Annotated in this window: 21 protein-coding genes; 11 read left to right on the plus strand and 10 right to left on the minus strand. The window is 69.7% G+C overall.

The genetic code is table 11. The features are described 5' to 3' along the window. Positions 1–70 precede the first annotated feature (70 nt). From BMY74_RS30320 to surE, 4 genes are read left to right on the plus strand one after another with little or no spacing between them, the layout of a single operon-like run. Positions 71–1,786, plus strand: coding sequence for a family 20 glycosylhydrolase (locus tag BMY74_RS30320; protein ID WP_425434870.1), 1,716 nt, complete (start codon positions 71–73; stop codon positions 1,784–1,786). A gap of 23 nt (positions 1,787–1,809) precedes the next feature. Continuing rightward, on the plus strand, positions 1,810–1,995 hold the full coding sequence (locus tag BMY74_RS30325; RefSeq protein ID WP_089921908.1) for a hypothetical protein: 186 nt from the start codon (positions 1,810–1,812) through the stop codon (positions 1,993–1,995). Positions 1,996–2,053: 58 nt separating this feature from the next. After that, a complete protein-coding gene (locus BMY74_RS30330; protein ID WP_089922027.1) occupies positions 2,054–2,959 on the plus strand; it encodes a 1-phosphofructokinase family hexose kinase in 906 nt (301 codons plus the stop codon). A 4-nt stretch (positions 2,960–2,963) separates the two neighbouring features. Beyond that, positions 2,964–3,716: a 5'/3'-nucleotidase SurE gene (gene surE / locus BMY74_RS30335; RefSeq protein ID WP_089921909.1), complete on the plus strand. Its 753-nt coding sequence runs from the start codon at positions 2,964–2,966 to the stop codon at positions 3,714–3,716. Here surE and BMY74_RS30340 read toward each other — a convergent pair. The 6 genes from BMY74_RS30340 to BMY74_RS30365 form a co-directional block, all read right to left on the minus strand. Continuing rightward, positions 3,679–4,008, minus strand: a complete 330-nt coding sequence (locus BMY74_RS30340) for a hypothetical protein (protein WP_089921910.1) — start codon at positions 4,006–4,008, stop codon at positions 3,679–3,681. The two genes, surE and BMY74_RS30340, sit on opposite strands and share 38 nt — an antisense overlap. A gap of 6 nt (positions 4,009–4,014) precedes the next feature. Then, positions 4,015–4,410 carry a DUF5313 family protein gene (locus BMY74_RS30345; protein WP_089921911.1) on the minus strand — a complete coding sequence of 132 codons (396 nt, stop codon included), beginning with the start codon at positions 4,408–4,410 and terminating at the stop codon, positions 4,015–4,017. Next, positions 4,407–4,856: a MarR family winged helix-turn-helix transcriptional regulator gene (locus BMY74_RS30350; RefSeq protein WP_089921912.1), complete on the minus strand. Its 450-nt coding sequence runs from the start codon at positions 4,854–4,856 to the stop codon at positions 4,407–4,409. Before BMY74_RS30350 ends, BMY74_RS30345 begins: the two co-directional genes overlap by 4 nt. A gap of 61 nt (positions 4,857–4,917) precedes the next feature. After that, on the minus strand, positions 4,918–5,742 hold the full coding sequence (locus tag BMY74_RS30355; RefSeq protein ID WP_089921913.1) for an alpha/beta hydrolase: 825 nt from the start codon (positions 5,740–5,742) through the stop codon (positions 4,918–4,920). A gap of 9 nt (positions 5,743–5,751) precedes the next feature. Then, complete coding sequence (locus tag BMY74_RS30360; protein WP_089921914.1) at positions 5,752–7,074, minus strand: FAD-binding oxidoreductase; 1,323 nt, start codon at positions 7,072–7,074, stop codon at positions 5,752–5,754. Further along, complete coding sequence (locus tag BMY74_RS30365; RefSeq protein WP_177229988.1) at positions 7,071–7,649, minus strand: TetR/AcrR family transcriptional regulator; 579 nt, start codon at positions 7,647–7,649, stop codon at positions 7,071–7,073. The genes BMY74_RS30360 and BMY74_RS30365 overlap by 4 nt, the downstream gene beginning before the upstream one ends. A gap of 91 nt (positions 7,650–7,740) precedes the next feature. Between BMY74_RS30365 and BMY74_RS30370 the strand changes: the two genes are divergently transcribed. After that, a complete protein-coding gene (locus BMY74_RS30370) occupies positions 7,741–8,565 on the plus strand; it encodes a glycosyltransferase family 2 protein (protein WP_089921916.1) in 825 nt (274 codons plus the stop codon). Here BMY74_RS30370 and BMY74_RS30375 read toward each other — a convergent pair. The 4 genes from BMY74_RS30375 to BMY74_RS30385 all read right to left on the minus strand — a co-directional run bounded on the left by BMY74_RS30375 (position 8,531) and on the right by BMY74_RS30385 (position 11,688). After that, positions 8,531–9,607, minus strand: a complete 1,077-nt coding sequence (locus BMY74_RS30375; protein ID WP_218159789.1) for an aminotransferase-like domain-containing protein — start codon at positions 9,605–9,607, stop codon at positions 8,531–8,533. The genes BMY74_RS30370 and BMY74_RS30375 overlap by 35 nt on opposite strands. Before the next feature lie 30 nt (positions 9,608–9,637). After that, a complete protein-coding gene (locus BMY74_RS30380; protein WP_089921918.1) occupies positions 9,638–10,834 on the minus strand; it encodes a PI-PLC domain-containing protein in 1,197 nt (398 codons plus the stop codon). Between the two features lie 335 nt (positions 10,835–11,169). Continuing rightward, positions 11,170–11,379: a hypothetical protein gene (locus tag BMY74_RS44385; RefSeq protein ID WP_143091758.1), complete on the minus strand. Its 210-nt coding sequence runs from the start codon at positions 11,377–11,379 to the stop codon at positions 11,170–11,172. A gap of 105 nt (positions 11,380–11,484) precedes the next feature. Then, the gene (locus tag BMY74_RS30385; RefSeq protein ID WP_089921919.1) at positions 11,485–11,688 is read right to left on the minus strand and encodes a cold-shock protein; all 204 of its coding nucleotides are present in this window, start codon (positions 11,686–11,688) and stop codon (positions 11,485–11,487) included. A 140-nt stretch (positions 11,689–11,828) separates the two neighbouring features. On the opposite strand from BMY74_RS30385, the gene BMY74_RS30390 reads away from it, so the two are divergent. The 6 genes from BMY74_RS30390 to pip are packed head-to-tail and all read left to right on the plus strand — an operon-like array spanning position 11,829 to position 16,662. Further along, positions 11,829–12,929, plus strand: coding sequence for an acyl-CoA dehydrogenase family protein (locus tag BMY74_RS30390; RefSeq protein WP_089921920.1), 1,101 nt, complete (start codon positions 11,829–11,831; stop codon positions 12,927–12,929). Next, positions 12,929–13,930, plus strand: coding sequence for a s-methyl-5-thioribose-1-phosphate isomerase (locus BMY74_RS30395; RefSeq protein ID WP_177229989.1), 1,002 nt, complete (start codon positions 12,929–12,931; stop codon positions 13,928–13,930). The genes BMY74_RS30390 and BMY74_RS30395 overlap by 1 nt, the downstream gene beginning before the upstream one ends. Then, a complete protein-coding gene (gene mtnC / locus BMY74_RS30400; RefSeq protein ID WP_089921921.1) occupies positions 13,927–14,583 on the plus strand; it encodes an acireductone synthase in 657 nt (218 codons plus the stop codon). Before BMY74_RS30395 ends, mtnC begins: the two co-directional genes overlap by 4 nt. After that, positions 14,580–15,176: a methylthioribulose 1-phosphate dehydratase gene (gene mtnB / locus BMY74_RS30405; protein WP_281245008.1), complete on the plus strand. Its 597-nt coding sequence runs from the start codon at positions 14,580–14,582 to the stop codon at positions 15,174–15,176. The genes mtnC and mtnB overlap by 4 nt, the downstream gene beginning before the upstream one ends. After that, positions 15,173–15,736, plus strand: a complete 564-nt coding sequence (locus tag BMY74_RS30410) for a 1,2-dihydroxy-3-keto-5-methylthiopentene dioxygenase (protein ID WP_089921923.1) — start codon at positions 15,173–15,175, stop codon at positions 15,734–15,736. The genes mtnB and BMY74_RS30410 overlap by 4 nt, the downstream gene beginning before the upstream one ends. Beyond that, on the plus strand, positions 15,733–16,662 hold the full coding sequence (gene pip, locus BMY74_RS30415) for a prolyl aminopeptidase (protein WP_089921924.1): 930 nt from the start codon (positions 15,733–15,735) through the stop codon (positions 16,660–16,662). The genes BMY74_RS30410 and pip overlap by 4 nt, the downstream gene beginning before the upstream one ends. Positions 16,663–16,738: the final 76 nt, after the last annotated feature.

The following is a 16,738-nucleotide window of genomic DNA, read 5'->3' on the forward strand; positions in this document are numbered from 1 at the left end:
GATGCTTGAGCACGCTGGAGGCAGGGTCGCCGCCCCCGACTCGTGAGGAGGAGTCGTGAGAACTCGCGTTCTGGCCGCGGTCGTCGCTGTCACCGCAGCGCTGTCCGTGAGCGCGCAGTCGCAAGCCGCGGAGCCACTGCAGAGCCTGGTGCCGGTCCCGGTGTCGGTGCAGGCCAAGAGCGGTGTCACGCACACGCTGACGGCCGCCACGAAGATCTACACCGCACCGGCCGCCCGTGACGTGGGCACCTTCCTGGCCGGCGTGCTGCGGCCCTCGACCGGCTACGCGTTCCCGGTCTCCGACACGTCCGGCACGCCGTCGGACGGCATCTCGCTGCTGCTCTCGGGCGCGCCGGCCGCGGTCGGTCAGCAGGGCTACCAGCTCGACGTCTCGGCGGGCAGTGTCGTCCTGCGCGCCAACACCGCGGAAGGCCTGTTCGCGGGCGTGCAGACGCTGCGGCAGCTGCTGCCCGCCAAGGTGGAGAGCACGACCGCGCAGGCCGGTCCGTGGACCGTGCCGGGCGCTCTCATCGTCGACCACCCGCGCTTCTCCTACCGCGGCGCGATGCTCGACGTGGCCCGCCACTTCCACCCCGTGCAGACGGTGAAGCGCTACATCGACCAGCTGGCGCTCTACAAGATCAACTACTTCCACCTCCACCTGAGCGACGACCAGGGCTGGCGGATCGTCATCGACAGCTGGCCGCGCCTCGCGACGTACGGAGGCAGCACGCAGGTCGGCGGCGGCCCCGGCGGGTACTACACGAAGGCGCAGTACAGCGAGATCGTGCAGTACGCGGCCTCGCGCAAGATCACGGTGATCCCCGAGATCGACCTGCCCGGCCACACCAACGCCGCGCTGGCGTCGTACGCGGAGCTCAACTGCAACGGCCAGGCCCCGCCGCTGCGCACGGACATCGAGGTCGGCTACTCCTCGCTGTGCGTGAACAAGGAGATCACCTACCAGTTCGTGGACGACGTGATCCGCGAGATCGCCGCGCTCACGCCCGGCCCGTACTTCCACATCGGCGGCGACGAGGCGCTCTCCACGCCCGACGCCGACTACCAGACGTTCATGGACCGGACGCTGCCGATCGTGAAGAAGTACGGCAAGACGGCGCTCGGCTGGCACGAGTTCGTGAAGACCACGACCGACACCGCCACCATCCCGCAGTACTGGGGCACCTCGACGTCCAACGCCGTGGTGCAGGCAGCGGCGGCGCGCGGGCACAAGGTCGTCATGTCGCCCGCGAACAAGGCGTACCTGGACATGAAGTACAACTCCAGCACGCCGCTCGGCCTGTCCTGGGCCGGGCTGATCGAGGTCCAGACCGCGTACGACTGGAACCCCGGCACGCACGTGAGCGGGGTGCCGGAGTCGGCGGTCCGCGGCGTCGAGGCTCCACTGTGGAGCGAGACGATCGTGACGGCGCAGGACATCGAGTTCATGGCGTTCCCGAGGCTCGCCGCGATCGCCGAACTGGGCTGGTCGCCGTGGTCGACGCACAACTGGGACCAGTTCAAGGTGCGGCTGGGCGCGCAGGGCCCGCGCTGGACCACGATGGGCATCAACTTCTACAAGTCCACGCAGGTCCCGTGGGACACCGGCGGCGGTCCGGGGCCCGGCCCCTGCACGCAGCCGGCGTGGGAGCGCGGCAAGGTCTACACCGGCGGCAACGTCGTGTCGCACAACAGCCGGAAGTGGACCGCGCAGTGGTGGACGCAGGGCGAGGAGCCCGGCACCACCGGTCAGTGGGGCGTCTGGCGTGACGGAGGCGTTTGCTGACTCCTCCGGGGTACTCCGCGGTCATGACGGATCCGGAAGTGGCCGAGGAGTTCGCCGAGGAAGCCGGTGTCGACCCGACTCCCCAGGAGGTCGACGAGTACCGCGACATGACGCAGCCTGGGGAGTGGCGCGCCGACGAGAAGATGGGACCGGACGGCGCGCCACCACCGCAGGACGGTGATGACCCGACCGGCGGCTCCGGGGCGTGATGTCTGATTCATCCGGTGCGGGCGAATAGTGTTCGCCCGCATCGGGTACCAGGCTGTCGTGGATGCCCGAGTTGCCGTATTTGCCCCGTCCCCCCAGCTGACCGTCACCGTCGAGGACCTCGACGGTGAGCCGGACGTGCACCTGCACGCCGGCGGCCAGGGTTTCTGGCAGTCCAGGATGATCGCCGCCCTGGGCGTCGAGGCCGTCGTCTGCGCGACGTTCGGCGGCGAGACAGGCCGTGTGCTGCACACGTTGTTAGAAGGCGAACACGTCGACCTGCGCTCACGGCAGGTCGCCGCGCGCAACGGCGCCTACGTGCACGACCGCCGCGACGGCAGCCGTTCCGAGATGGTCGAGATGCTTCCGGACGCGTTGTCCCGCCACGAGCTCGACGACGTCTACGAGATGGCGCTGGTCGAAGGGATCCGCGCGGGCACCGCCGTGCTGAGCGGGCCGTCCGACGACCGCGTGCTGCCCCACGAGACGTACTACCGCCTCACCTCGGACCTGACCAGCAACGACTGCCGCGTGATCGTGGACCTGGCGGGGGACCGGCTCGCCGAGGCCGTGCGCGGCGGTCCGCACGTCGTCAAGGTCTCGCACGAGGAACTGGGCGAGGAAGAGCTTCCGAAGCTCATCGAGAAGGCCCGCGAGATCGCTTCTTCCTGCGTGCACGGCGTGGTCGTCTCCCGTGCCGACGAGCCCGCGCTGGCGTTGCTGGAGGACGAGCTGTACCTGGTGCGCATGCCCAAGCTGGAGCCCGTCGACACGCGCGGCGCCGGCGACTCCATGACCGCGGGGATTTCAGCGGGCCTGGCACTGGGTATGTCGTTGACGGACGCGGTGAAGCTCGGCGCGGCCGCCGGCGCGGTGAACGTGACGCGGCACGGCCTCGGCAGCGGCAGTGGAGAGGCCGTGCGCGAGCTGAGCAAACGCGTCGAACTGGAGCCGATCGAGGAATGAGCGGATGCGCGCGCTGATCACGAACGACGACGGAATCGACTCACCCGGCCTGTGGACCCTGGCGGCGGCCGCCGCGGACTCCGGTCTGGACGTGGTGGTGGCGGCACCGGTCACCCAGGCCAGCGGCACCAGCGCGTCGGTCGCGGCGATCGGCGACGACGGCCGCGTCGTCAGCGAACGCCGCTCGCTGCCCGGCCTCGACGTGGAGGCCTACGCGGTCGCCGCGCACCCGGGACTGATCTCGCTGATCGCGTGCCGCGGCGGTTTCGGCGGCAAGCCGGACGTGGTGCTCTCCGGGATCAACCTCGGCGCGAACGTGGGCCGCGCGGTCCTGCACTCCGGCACGGTCGGGGCGGCGCTCACCGCGCACCTCAACGACGTCACGTCGATGGCGGTGTCGCTCGACGTCGGCCTGGACGGACCCGAACCGTTGTGGGACAAGGCAGGCGACGTGGTGCGCGTCGTGCTGCCGATGCTGCTGGAGATGCCGGAGACCCCGGTGCTGTCGCTGAACGTGCCGAACGCCGACGTACGAGGACTCCGCTGGGCCGAGCTCGCCCGGTTCGGCACCGTGCAGAGCCGGGTGGACGACGTGGGTGACGGCGAGGTCGAACTCGTCCACGTCTACGCGGAGCAGTCCCTCGTGCCGGGCACGGACACCGCGTTGCTGGCAGAGGGTTTCGCGACCCTGACGGCACTGCGTTCCGTCGACCGCGACGTCAGCCGGGAGCGCGCTTTGCCGGCCTGGCCAGCGTGATCACGAGCCCGACCAGCGCCGTTCGCACCCCGAGGAACCCCTCGGTCGTGATGTTCTCGAGGGAGAACGCCAGGATCCCGAACCCGAGCAGCAGGACGAGGCCGTACATGCGCGCGGTGTCGAGCCGCCACGCCATCACGATGCCCATGACCCCGACGCCGAGCTGGACGACGCGGTAGTTGGGGTTCAGGGCGAACAGGTCCAGCCATCCGAACGCGAGCTGCAACACGCCCGCCGTGAGGGTGAGTGCCTGTGGCCTTGTGAACTCGAACTGCGCGGTCGACAAGGCCATAGGTCTCTACCCTTCGGATCGCCGCCAGACCGCGTCGTACTTGGCCTGCTTCTCGCGGTCCTGCACGGCGTTGCGGTCCCGGCGCCCCTGCGTCGCCGTTCCTCTCGGATACCCGTATTTCGTCAGCCTATGGTCCACACTTTCAGGTGCGTAGGACAGCGCGAAGTACAGCCCCACAACGAAACCGAGCGCACCGCACGCGATCGCGAGCGGCCACGGCGAACCGAGTCCGAACACGAGTGCGAGCGCGATGACCGTGGTGAGTGGCGTGACCTGCACGAGGCTGCGCACCGTGAAGCGCAGCAACCACTTCGGACCGGTCACGTCGTCGTACACGAACTGCCGGTAGCGCTGCGGCAGCCTGCCGCCCGCGTAGTACCAGACCTTCAGCGCCGGGTTCACCGGGTCGCCTTCGCGATCACCTTGTGCAGCACCTGGTTCAGCTGCGCGAGCTCTTCGAACGTCATGTCGAGCTGCTCCACGACCTTGAAGGGAATCTTGAGCGCCTCGTTGCGGAGTTCCTGCCCCGTGGCCGTCAGCGTGAGCGCGAGCGCGCGCTCGTCCGCCTTGTCCCGCTGCCGCTCGACGTACCCGATCGCCTCCAGCCGCTTGAGCAGCGGGCTGAGGGTGCCGGGGTCGAGCTGCAGGGCGTTGCTCAGGTCCTTGACCGTGCGCGGCGACCGCTCCCAGAGCGCCAGCATCACCAGGTACTGGGGATGCGTGAGGTTCAGCGGCTCCAGGATCGGCCGGTAGACCGCGATCACCGTGCGTGATGCCACGGCGAGGGCGAAGCAAACCTGCCGCTCGAGCTCGAGCGGGTTCTCCGGAACGATTGGTGTACTAATCATTGGTGTACACACTAACTGGAGGGCAGGCTCGGGTCCACGAGGTGTGGTGCACGAGACTCGGCTACTTCAAGGCCTCCGCGAGCACCTCCGCCGTGACGGCGGCGCCCTTCCGCGTCAGCACCGTGCCCCCGTGGTCGACCTCGGTGATCAGCACCGGCTCGCGCAGCACGGGCAGCGCCGCGCGGAACCCGGCGGCCTGCTCCGCGGTGTACGCGGGCGCGCTGTCCGCACCGACGCTCCACTCGGCGTGCACGAACCACGTCGGCACGGTCAGCTCCTGCCAGCGCGACTCGCCGAAGACGACGTCACGGGTGTCGGCGAGCAGCGTCTCCGCGGGTAGCCGCAGGTGCCCGTCGGCGGTCAGGTCGTGCGTGTAGTACTCGCGGACCAGCGGGTCGGTCGTGTCGATGAGCGGGTCCACCACCGCCTGGACGGCCAGGTACTCGTCCGGGGTCCACGTGCGTTCGCGGGCCGCCAGTTGCGGGGCGAGGGCGGCCGTGAGGATCTCCTCGGTCATCTGCGCGTGCGCGGGCATGGGGAAGCCGCCGTCCACGAGCACGAGCGCGCGCACTCGGTCCGGATAGCGCACGGCCAGGTCCACGGCGACGTAGCCGCCCATCGACATGCCGGCCACCGTCGCCGACGGGAGTTCCAGGGCGTCGAGCACGCGGACCATGTCGTCGGCGTGCTGCCGGATCGTGGCACCGGGGACCCCGGAGCTGTCGCCCCGGCCGCGCAGGTCGGGGGTGATCAGCGAGAACCCGTGGGCGGCGACCCGGTTCCACAGCTTGCGGCTGCCGCTGACGCCGTGGATCGCCAGCACGGGCGCGGTGTGGCCGTCGTGGATCTCGACGGCGAGGTCGCCACCGTCAACGGGAACGAGCATGCGAACTCCTTAGGCCTTGCCCGGGTTGAAGATGTTCAGCGGGTCGAGCGCGTTCTTGACGGCCCGGTGGACGGCGTGCGCGTCGGGGCCGAGTTCGCGGATCATGCCGTCGCGCTTGAGCAGGCCCACGCCGTGCTCGCCGGTGACGGTGCCGCCCAGTTCGAAGGCCCCGTCGATGATGTCCTCGAACGCCGCCTGGGCCGCGACGCGCGCGTTCTCGTCGCCGGGCGGGGTGATCAGCAACGGGTGCAGGTTGCCGTCGCCCGCGTGCGCGATGGTGGCGATCCGAACTCCGTGGCGCGCGCCGATGTCCTCGATGCGCGCGAGCATCGCGGGCACCTGGGTGCGCGGCACGCACACGTCCTCGGTGAGCAGCGGGCCCAGGCGCTCCAGTGCCGGGTAGGTGAGGCGGCGGGCGGCGAAGAGGGCTTCGGCCTCGGTCGAGTCCGTGGACCGTTCCGTCCAGGCGGCGCCCGCGTCCGTGAAGGCCGCGACCAGGCCGTCGGCGTCCTCGGCCGTCTCGGCGCGGGCCAGCAGCATGGCCTCGGTGTCCGGCTCGATGCCGAGGTGCTTCCAGTCCTCGACGGCCTGCAGGCACGCGCGGTCGACCAGTTCCAGCGCGGCGGGCTGCAGACCGCGACCGGTCGCCAGCGCGACGGCCTGACCGGCGGCGACGAGGGTGTCGAACGCGCCGACGACGGTGTCCGCCGGGCGCGGGGCGGGACGCAGGCGAACGGTGATCTCGGTGACGACGCCGAGCGTGCCCTCCGAGCCGACGAGCAGGCTGGTCAGGTCGTACCCGGCGACGCCCTTGGTGGTGCGCCGGCCGAGTCGCACCGCCGTGCCGTACTCGACGGGCCCGCCCATCACGGCCTCCAGGCCGAGCACGTAGTCGCGCGTCACGCCGTACTTGAGGCAGCACAGGCCGCCCGCGTTCGTGGCGACGTTGCCGCCGATCGTCGACCACGGCGAGCTGGCCGGGTCCGGCGGGTACCAGAGGCCCTGCGCCGCAACGGCTTTCTTGAGGTCGTCGTTGACGACACCCGGCTGCACGACGGCGAGCAGGTTGTCCCTGTCGATCTCCACGACCTCGGTCATCCTGCTGAGGTCGAGCACCAGGCAGCCGTCGACGGCGTTGGCGCCACCGGACAGTCCCGTGCCCGCACCGCGCGGCACGATCGGGATGTGCTTCTCCGCGCAGAACCTGACGGCCTCCTGGACGTCCTTTGTGGACTGAGGGCGGAACGCGGCGTACGGCGTGCCCGCCGGTGCCCACTCGGCCTCGTCGTGGCTGAGTCCGGCCAGGGTGTTCGGGTCGGTGATGAGCTTCATGGCCTCTCCAACGCGCCGTGCGCGGCCTTGTGCACCACGCGTTCCAGTTCCGCGCCCCACGCCGGCGGGGTGGTGTCCGCGTGGACGGGCACGACCCCCATGCCCGCCACCGCGAACCGCGCGAAGAGCAGCAGGTCGAAGGCCTGGGCGGGGGACGCGAGCGGCGGCGTCAGGATCGTCGCGATCTGCTGGGCGCCGGTGGTGAGCTCCTGGGTGCCGGTCGCGATCAGGTCGGGCTCGGAGATGATCACCGCCCGGCGGCCGAGCTCCAGCGCCCACTGCTCCGGGGTGATCGTGTCGACGGCCGTGCGCACCGCTTTCGCCAGCGCCGCAACGGGATCCGGGTCCGGCGCGAGTGCGCGGACGACGCGGCTGAGGAACGCGTCGTACCAGAAGATCGCGGCCTTGGTGCCGAACGTGCGGAAGAGGGTGCGTTCCGACACGCCCGCGCGATCGGCGATGGCCTTGGTCGACGTGGCCGCGAAACCCCGGTCGAGGCACAGGGTGATGGCCGCCTCCTGGATCGCCAGGCGGGTGCGCAGCTCCTTCGCGGCGCGGGTGGTCAAGGTGTCCACGCCGTCACCGTAGCCGAAAAAGTCAGTAACTGCCATATTTCATGTCAGTTGATGTCATGTGTAGGGGCGAAGCGTCGGGGTACTGGAGGACATGGCCCGGACCACGGTCGTCATCGCCACGCGGAACCGCGCGGACAGCCTGCTGCACACGCTCTCGCGGCTCAGCGAACTCGCTGTGCCGGTGATCGTGGTGGACAACGCCTCCACCGACGACACGGTCGCGCGGGTGCGGCGGGACTTCCCGAGTGCCACCGTGTTCCAGGCGTCGGCGAACCAGGGCGCGGTCGCGCGCAACCACGGCGTGCTCGCGGCGCTCACCCCGTTCGTGGCTTTCGCGGACGACGACTCGTGGTGGGCGCCCGACGCGTTCGAACGAGCCGAGCCGATCTTCGACGAGCACCCCGGCCTGGGGCTCATCGCGGCGCGCACGCTCGTCGGGCCGTCGGACCGGCCGGATCCGATCACGCCGCTGCTGCGCCACAGCCCGTTGGGCGACGGGGTGGCGGGACCGTCCGTGCTGGGGTTCCTCGCCTGCTCGGCGATCGTGCGGCGGAAGGCGTTCGTCGAGGCGGGCGGGTTCAGTCCGGTGCTGTTCTTCCGCGGCGAGGAGACGTTGCTGTCGTGGGACCTCGCGGCGGCGGGATGGGCGCTCTGCTACGTCGAGGACGTGGTGGCGCACCACCACCCGGCCACCGGGCGGTCGCCGGGAGGGGAGCTGGTCGAGCGGCGCAACGCCGTGCTGTCCGCGTGGATGCGCAGGCCGTTCGACCGGGCGCTCGCGGCGTCGGTGAAGGACCCGAAGGCCTTCGGGGCGGCGCTACCCCGGTTGCGTCAGGCGCTCCGGCAGCGCCGAGCGCTGCCGGACCACCTGGAAGCGCAGGTCAGAGCGATCGAACGGCCGCGGCGAGGCGCGTGATGCCCTCGTCGATCTGCTCCGGCGTGACGCCCGAGAACGCGAGGCGCAGCGCGTTGTCGCCGCCCTCCAGCAGGAAGTCGGAGCCCTTGACGAACTCGACGCCGTGCTCCTTCGCGACCGGCGCCAGCTTGTCGATCGACACGCCCGGCAGCTCGACCCACATGAAGTAACCGCCCTGCGGCGCGGTGAAGACCGCCTCCGGCAGCTCGCGCTGCAGAGCCGCCACGAGAGCGTCCCTGCGCGCACGCAGCGCCGTGCGGACGTTCACGACCGACTCCTCGAGACGGCCCGAACGGCAGTACGAGTTCACGATCGACTGCGCCACCATGTTCGGCGAGATGTACGTGGTGGTGGCGATGTCCTGGATGGCCTTGATGGTCGCCTTCGGGCCCACCAGGTAGCCGCAGCGGATGCCGGGCGCCATGGTCTTCGAGAACGACGACGCGTAGACGACCTTGTCGTTCTCGTCCTGCGACAGCATCGTCGGCAGGGCCTCGCCCTCGAAGCGCACCTTGACGTACGGGTCGTCCTCGAACAGCACGAAGTCGTACTGGGCCGCGAGGTCCAGCAGTCGCGCGCGCTTCGCCTCGGACAGCGTGTAGCCGGCCGGGTTCTGGAAGTTCGGGATGATGTGCGCGAGCTTCGGGCGCACCCCGCTCTCCAGCAGCTTCTCGAGCGCGTCGACGTTGATGCCGTCGGTCTCGAGCTCGATGGCGTGGACGTTCGCGCCGCGCTGGCGCAGGTTCAGCAGCGTGCGGTCGTAGGTCGGCGACTCGACCACCACGTCGTCGCCCTTGCCGACGAGCAGCTCGAACAGGAACGCGTCGGCCTGCATCGAGCCGTTGGTGACGAGCACCTGCTCCGGCTCCACGCCGTGCTGCTCCGCCAGCCAGGCGCGCAACGGCACGTAGCCCACGCTCGTGCCGTACGCGAAGGTGCCGCCGGGGTCGTCCGTGAAGGCTTTCTGCGCTGCTTCGCGCAGGCCTTCCTGGTCGATGATGTCGAGAGAGGGCGCTCCGCGCGTGAACAGGATCGAGGCCATGCGCGGAGCGTACAACTCCCAGCATTTGGGCTACGGCCCATATACGTATGAGTTCAGGCGGCCGACGGCCTGCGCCGCGCCGCCGAGGTCGTAGTGGTCGACGGCGAGGAAGTTGGGCTTCTTCCTGGCCGCGGGCTGGCAGAACTGCTGTGCCCGGTTCGCGAGCTTGCCGTTGTCGGTCGTGGCGGTGCTCGTGAACGGAACGTCCCGGAAGTGGTTCATCACGAACAACGGCCGGAAGCTGCCCGTCGCCGTGAGCGGTTTTTCATCCCATCGGGAGTAGCAGGACCAGTCGGAGCTGCCCAGCCCCGATCCCATCGACCAGTAGTTCTCGACCGTCCAGTCCTTCTGGTAGAGCACCCCCGAGTCCTCGCGCCCGTCCTTCCCGTGGTCGGTGAAGATCAGCAGCCGCTTGTCGCTGCTCCGCATCTGGCTGCGGGTGGGCCAGCCGTTCTGCCGCACGCCCTCGGCCCGGTACAGGACGTCGTTCAGCCCCTGCACCTTCCGCAGCTCGGCCCTGAGGGTGTTCGCGTCGACGTAGTCCTCCAGGAACACCGTGACGATCTCGCTGCGGTTGGCGCGCAGGAAGTCCACGATCCGCTGCAGGTCCACGTTCAGCGCCACCGGCTTGCTGACCAGCGTGCAGCTGTTGTGGCACAGGATCGCGCCGTCGGGCGTCTGGTGGATGTCGAGCATGAAGCCCCGCACGCCGTCGTTCAGCTGCTGCACGATGCCGCGCGTCTGGTTCTTGGCGAGGTTGACGAACGGCGGCGCGAACCCGCCGTCCACCCCGTTCGCGTACGCGTTGTGGGAGGTCAGGAACGTCATCTCGTCGAGCCGGGGATCCGCCGGCATCGGCGAGGTCTGAGCGGTGACCGGCGTCAGGTACCAGCGCGACTCACCGCTGAGGGTGAAGAACTCCCACTGATCCCCGAACTGGACGGGCTGGTGAACCGCATCCCCCTGGGAACACGAACCCATGGTGAGCTGACGGGTGATGCACTGACCCGGCGAGTCGGTGTTCTCGAACCTCCCGTCGCTCAGCCGCCACTGCTGGCGGTCCTCGTTGCCCTTGGGGCGGTGCAGTTCGACTCCAGCGCCGCTCTGGGCGACGTTGAGACCGGTCCGGACACCGGTGACGTAGAACGTGCCGGCCGGGGCCGCTTGCGCGGGGGCGGGCACCAGGGGCAGGAGCAGCAGGGCTGCGATGGCAGGGAGGTATCGCATGTGACCAGGGTCATCCATCCGGGTGAAACATGAAACCGCTTCAACCGTTTGGACGTTTAACACTGTGGGTATCCCACGCAACGTGAACCGCTCTTGCCGAGCAGGGCACACCGCACGAACAGAGCAGTACAACTCCACGGCAGCCGTCGCCCAGCCGAAGGGTTAGGGCCGGTCTCGGGCGCCGCCTTCACAAGCCGCGCAGGGTTCGACTCCCTCGGTTGCCACTCGCTCGCAGGGCTTCCTGCCGGGCACTCCTCGTCGACATCCCGCGGCGGGCAGGACAGGCGTCGTGGCCGACGGGCCGCGGCGCCTGTGTCGTGTGCGGGGTGCCGTCCTCAGCGCTCGCCCCGGCCGGACGGCCGGGCCGCTCCCGGACCTCCCCACCGCCCCCGAGGAGCGCGCGGCACCACGTCGGCCCGCCGGTCCCCGAGACCCGTCCCGAGCCTGCGGGCCCAGACCTGGGTGGGGAGCTCACCGCGGAACGAGGCGACGATGCGCACAGCGGGTACCGGCCTTTCGATCGTGGAGCGCTCCGGTCGAAGCACGTGATCACCATGGCAGGCAGGTCTGACAATTTCGGGAAACCGCAGTTCAGGGCATCAAAAAGGCCCGCCCGGCACGAATGCCGGACGGGCCCCGAAGAGCTCACATCAGATGACGCGGACGTCCTGCGCCTGCGGTCCCTTCTGACCCTGACCGATCTCGAACTCCACGCGCTGCTGCTCGTCGAGCGACTTGAAGCCCGAGCCGGAGATCTGCGAGTAGTGCACGAACACGTCCGGACCACCGCCGTCCTGCGCGATGAATCCGAAGCCCTTCTCGCCGTTGAACCACTTCACGGTGCCCTGCGCCATACCGATTGCTCCCTAGATGATGGACCCCCGCCAGAGCGAGGTTCGCGCGCAGTCTGCCAGGCACAGGTCTCTCTCACATCGTGGTTAGCCCGGTGGTGTGAAGAAGTAAGTTGGACCGGGTACCACCGAGAGGAGCAGGGATGACGAACTGGCTGGACGTCGCGCACGAGGTTGCGGCGACGCTCAGGTCCGACGCGGCCGACAGGGACCGGGCCAACCAGCCACCCGCCAAAGAGGTGGAACTGCTCCGGCAGAGCGGCCTCCTGAACGTCACCGACTGGACCGAGCAGCAGCGGATCGGCCGGGTCATCGGCGCCGCCGACGCCAACGCCGGCCACCTCCTCGGGTACCACTACCTGCAGATCTGGCGCAGCGGCCTGTTCGACGCCCAGTTCACCGTCCACCCCGACCAGTTCTGGGCGGGCGTCAGCAACCCGCTCGACGCGGCCCTCGAACTCACCCCCCACGGCAGCGGCTACACGCTCAACGGCCGCAAGACCTTCGCCACCGGAGCCGCCGTCGCCGACCGCCTCGTGGTCAGCGCGACCCGCACCGACAACGGCGAGAAACTCACCTTCCTGCTCGACGGCAAGGCCGACGGAATCACCTATTTGGACGATTGGGACAACATCGGCCAGCGCCTCACCGCGTCCGGTGGCGTGAACTTCGAGAACGTCCAGGTGAGCGAGGTCCTCGGCGTCCAGCCGGCGAACGAGGACCCGCGCCTGAGCCTCGCCGCCCTCGGCTTCCAGCTCGTGCTCGCCCAGCTCTACGTGGCCATCGCGGAGGGCGCGCTCGCCGAGGCCGCCGACTACACCCGCACGAAGACCCGCCCGTGGTTCGTCAGCGGTGTCGAGGCGGCCACCGAGGACCCGTACATCGTCGTCGCGTACGGCGAGATGGTGTCGCAGACGAGGGCCGCCGGACTGCTCGCCGACGAGGCCGCCCGCCGGCTGCACGAGGCGTCCGAACTCGGCCGCCACCTCACGCCCGCCAAGCGCGGCGAGGTCGCCGTGACGATCTCCGAGGCGAAGGTCGTCAGCACCAAGCTCGTCAACGAGGTCACCAGCCGCATCTTCGAACAGGTCGGCGCACGCGGCACGGCCGCCAAGTACGGCGTGGACCGCTTCTGGCGCAACGCCCGCACGCTCACGTTGCACGACCCGGTCGTCTACAAGGCCCGCGAGGTCGGCGAGAACTTCCTGACCGGCGCGCGCCCCGCCCACACCGGGTACAGCTGATGCAGCCGGTGCTCGCCGACTCGGTGCGGCTCACCGGCGACGGCGTGCTGATCCTCGACCGCCGCCAGTTCCCGTTCGAACGCGACTGGGTGCTGTGCCGGACGGCCGAGGAGGTCGCCCGGGCCATCGAGGACATGGTCACCCAGTCCTCTGGCCCGTACTTCGCCGTCCTGTACGGCATGGTGCTCAAGGCGCGCACCCTCGAAGCCCTGCCGTTCGACCAGGCCCGCGCACAGCTGGGTGAGACCGCTCGGCTGCTGGAGAACACCAGGCGCACCAACAACGCCCTGCGCAAGGCCACCGAGGTCGTCCTGGAGGCGGTCGACGCCGCCCAGGACGTCACGCACGCCCTGCGGGGCGCCGAGGAAGGCGACCGCCGGTACCGCGCCAAGAGCCAGGCGCTGGGGGAGCACACCGCGACCCTGTTGCCCGACAAGGCGACCGTCCTGACGCACTGCTGGGCCGACCTGTACCTGACGGAGACGGTCAGGGCGGCCCAGGCGCAGGGCAAGACGCTGCGGTTCTTCTGCACCGAGACCAGGCCGTACCTGCAGGGGGCCCGGCTCACGGCGGAGACGTTGATCGAGATGGGCGTCGACACCACGCTCATCACCGACGGCATGGGCGCCGCGGTCCTGCAGAGCGGCGAGGTCGACGCGTTGGTCACGGCGGCGGATCGCGTCACCATGGACGGGCACGTCGTCAACAAGGTCGGCACACTGGGACTGGCCGTGGCCGCGCACGCGTTCGGAGTGCCGTTCCACGCCCAGGTGCAGGCACCCGACCTGCTGGCGCCCACGACGGCCCAGGTGGAGATCGAGTACCGCGACGGCGCCGAGGTGTTGCAGGTCCTGGGCAGGCCGAGCGCCACGCCCAGGGTGAAAGGCCACTACCCGGCGTTCGACGTGACGCCGCCGCGCTTCGTCACCGACGTGGTGACGGACCGGGGCGTCTACCGCGCCGGTGAGCTCGACAAGTACTACGAGGGAGAACAGCGGTGAGCAAGTGGGTCGTGCTCGACATCGAGGGCACGCTGAGCGCGACGGACCAGGTGCTGGTCGTCCTGTACGACTACGCGCGCCCGCGCCTCGGGCCGTGGATCGAGCAGCACGGTGACGACCCGGTGGTCGCCGAAGCCGTGAAGCAGATCAAGGAGCTCAGCGGACACGACGACGTCGTCAAGGCGCTGCACGACTGGATGGACGCCGACCAGAAGGTCACGCCCCTCAAGACGTTGCAGGGCCTCATCTGGCAGCAGGGCTACGCGCAGGGCGACCTGGTCGCGGAGTTCTTCCCGGACGTCGTCCCCGCGATGCGCAAGTGGCACGACGACGGCATCAAGCTCGCGATCTTCTCGAGCGGCTCGGTCGCGGGCCAGATCGCGTTCTTCCAGCACACCACGGACGGCGACCTGACCCCGTTGCTGGAGCACCACTTCGACACGGTCAACGCCGGCCCGAAGCGCGAGGCGGCGTCGTACCACAAGATCGCCGAGACGCTGCGGTCCGACGACATCACGTTCTACAGCGACGTTCCCGCGGAGCTGCACGCCGCGCAGGAGGCGGGCTGGAAGACGGTCGGCGTCGCGCGCGCCGGTGAGCCGTACGGCAACGCCGACTTCACGCCCCACCCGACGGTCTGGGAGCTCTCGTGACGGCGGAGCTCGCCCGCGAGTGCGTCCGCTACGCCCAGATGGGCTGGATGCGCGGCACCAGCGGCAACCTCTCCGTTGTCCTGCAACGTGATCCGCTCCGGCTCGCCGTCACCGTCAGTGGCGTCGACAAGGGTGAGATCACGGCCGAGGACAGCGTCGTCATCGACGTCGACGGCAACGCCGTGGACAGCGACAAGGTCCCGTCCGCCGAAGCCGGTCTGCACGCGCGGATCGCCCACGTGGCGGGAGCCGGCGCCGTGGTGCACGTCCACGCGCTGGCGCCGGTCGTGGCGGCCGAGCACTGGCCGAACGGCGTGGTGCTCAAGGACCTCGAGATGCTCAAGGGGTTCGGCCGGTACGACCACGAGGAGGTCGTGATCCCGGTCGTCCGCAACTCCCAGGACATGCTCGAACTGGGCGACGCCTTCGAGAAGGGCTACGACCCGGGAGTCCCCGCGCTGCTCGTCGCCCGGCACGGCGTGTACGTGTGGGGCGACGACCTGGTGCAGGCCCGGCACCGCCTGGAATGCCTGGAGTGGTTGCTGCGCTTCAAGGTGGAGACGCGAGACATCTTTACGGGGAGGAACGCATGACGCTGCTGACCGTGTGGCCGGAGACCGGCCCCGAGGAGACCGTGCTGCGCACCACCGACGCCGAGGAGATCGCCACCGCGCTCAAGGAGCACGGCGTGCGCTTCAGCCGGTGGTCCGTTGTGGACGGTGTCACCGCCGAGAACGCCTTGCAGGTCTTCGAAGCCGACATCGCGCGCGTCAGCGAGACCGAGGGCTACGGCTACGTCGACGCGATGGAGATGACCCCGGCCGACACGGACGAGTACCGCGCGAAGGCCGTCGAGTTCCGCAACAAGTTCCTCGCCGAGCACACGCACGACGACGACGAAGACCGCTACTTCGCCCGTGGCGCAGGCGTTTTCTACCTGCACATCGGTGACAAGGTCTACGCGGTGTACTGCACGGCGGGCGACCTGCTGAGCGTCCCGGCCAACACGACGCACTGGTTCGACATGGGCACCGAACCCGACTACGTGTCGATCCGGTTCTTCCACGACGACGACGGCTGGATCGGCAACTTCACCGGCAGCGACATCGCCACGAGGTTCCCGACGTTCGACGAGCTGCGCGCCGGGCTGTGATCGAGTCCGGCACGCTCGAGGTCGGCGACGGCCACTCGCTGTACTGGGAGACGTCCGGCAACCCGGACGGCAAACCCGCTGTCGTGCTGCACGGCGGTCCGGGGTCGGGCAGCTCACCGCGCACGCGGAACCTGTTCGACCCGGACCGCTACCGCGTGGTCCAGTTCGACCAGCGCAACGCGGGCCGCAGCACGCCTTCCGCCGCCGACCCGGTCGTCGACCTCTCGGCGAACACCACCCAGCACCTCATCGCCGACATCGAGGCCCTGCGCGTCCACCTCGGCATCGAGCGCTGGCTCGTCGAGGGCGGCTCGTGGGGCGTCACGCTCGGTCTGGCCTACGCCCAGGCACATCCGGAACGGGTGACCGAGCTGGTGCTCGCGGCCGTGACGGCGGGGGGCCGCGGCGAGACCGACTGGATCACCCGCGACATGGGCCGCGTCTTCCCGCGCGAGTGGGAACGCTTCCGCGACGTCGTACCTCCCGCCGAACGGGATGGCGACCTGGCGGCCGCGTACAGCCGCCTGCTGCACGACCCGGACGCCGAGGTGCGCGCACGGGCAGCGCACGAGTGGTGTCTGTGGGAGGACACGCACATGTCGCTGGCTCCCGACGCCGAGCCGTTCCTCTCGGTCGCCGACCCCGGCTTCCAGCTGGCGTTCGCCCGCCTGGTGACGCACTACTGGTCCCACGGCTGCTTCTTGGAGGAGAACCAACTCCTGCGGAACATGGAGCGGCTCCACGGCATCCCCGGCGTGCTGATCCACGGTCGCTTCGACGTCAGCGGTCCGCTCGGCACGGCCTGGGCACTGCACCGCGCATGGCCGGGCAGCGAGCTCGTGGTCCTCGACGACACCGGCCACGGCGGCGGCAGCATGTTCGACGCGATCCGCACAGCCACGGACCGTTTCTCGGCGAATTCATGAATGTGAAAAGTTCGCCCATCTGAACATTGTTCCGGAAATTGAAGGAAGTATTGCTCCCTCCGCCTTCCATACCCAC

The sequence above is a fragment of the Lentzea albida genome, assembly GCF_900111005.1.
Classification (GTDB): domain Bacteria; phylum Actinomycetota; class Actinomycetes; order Mycobacteriales; family Pseudonocardiaceae; genus Lentzea; species Lentzea albida.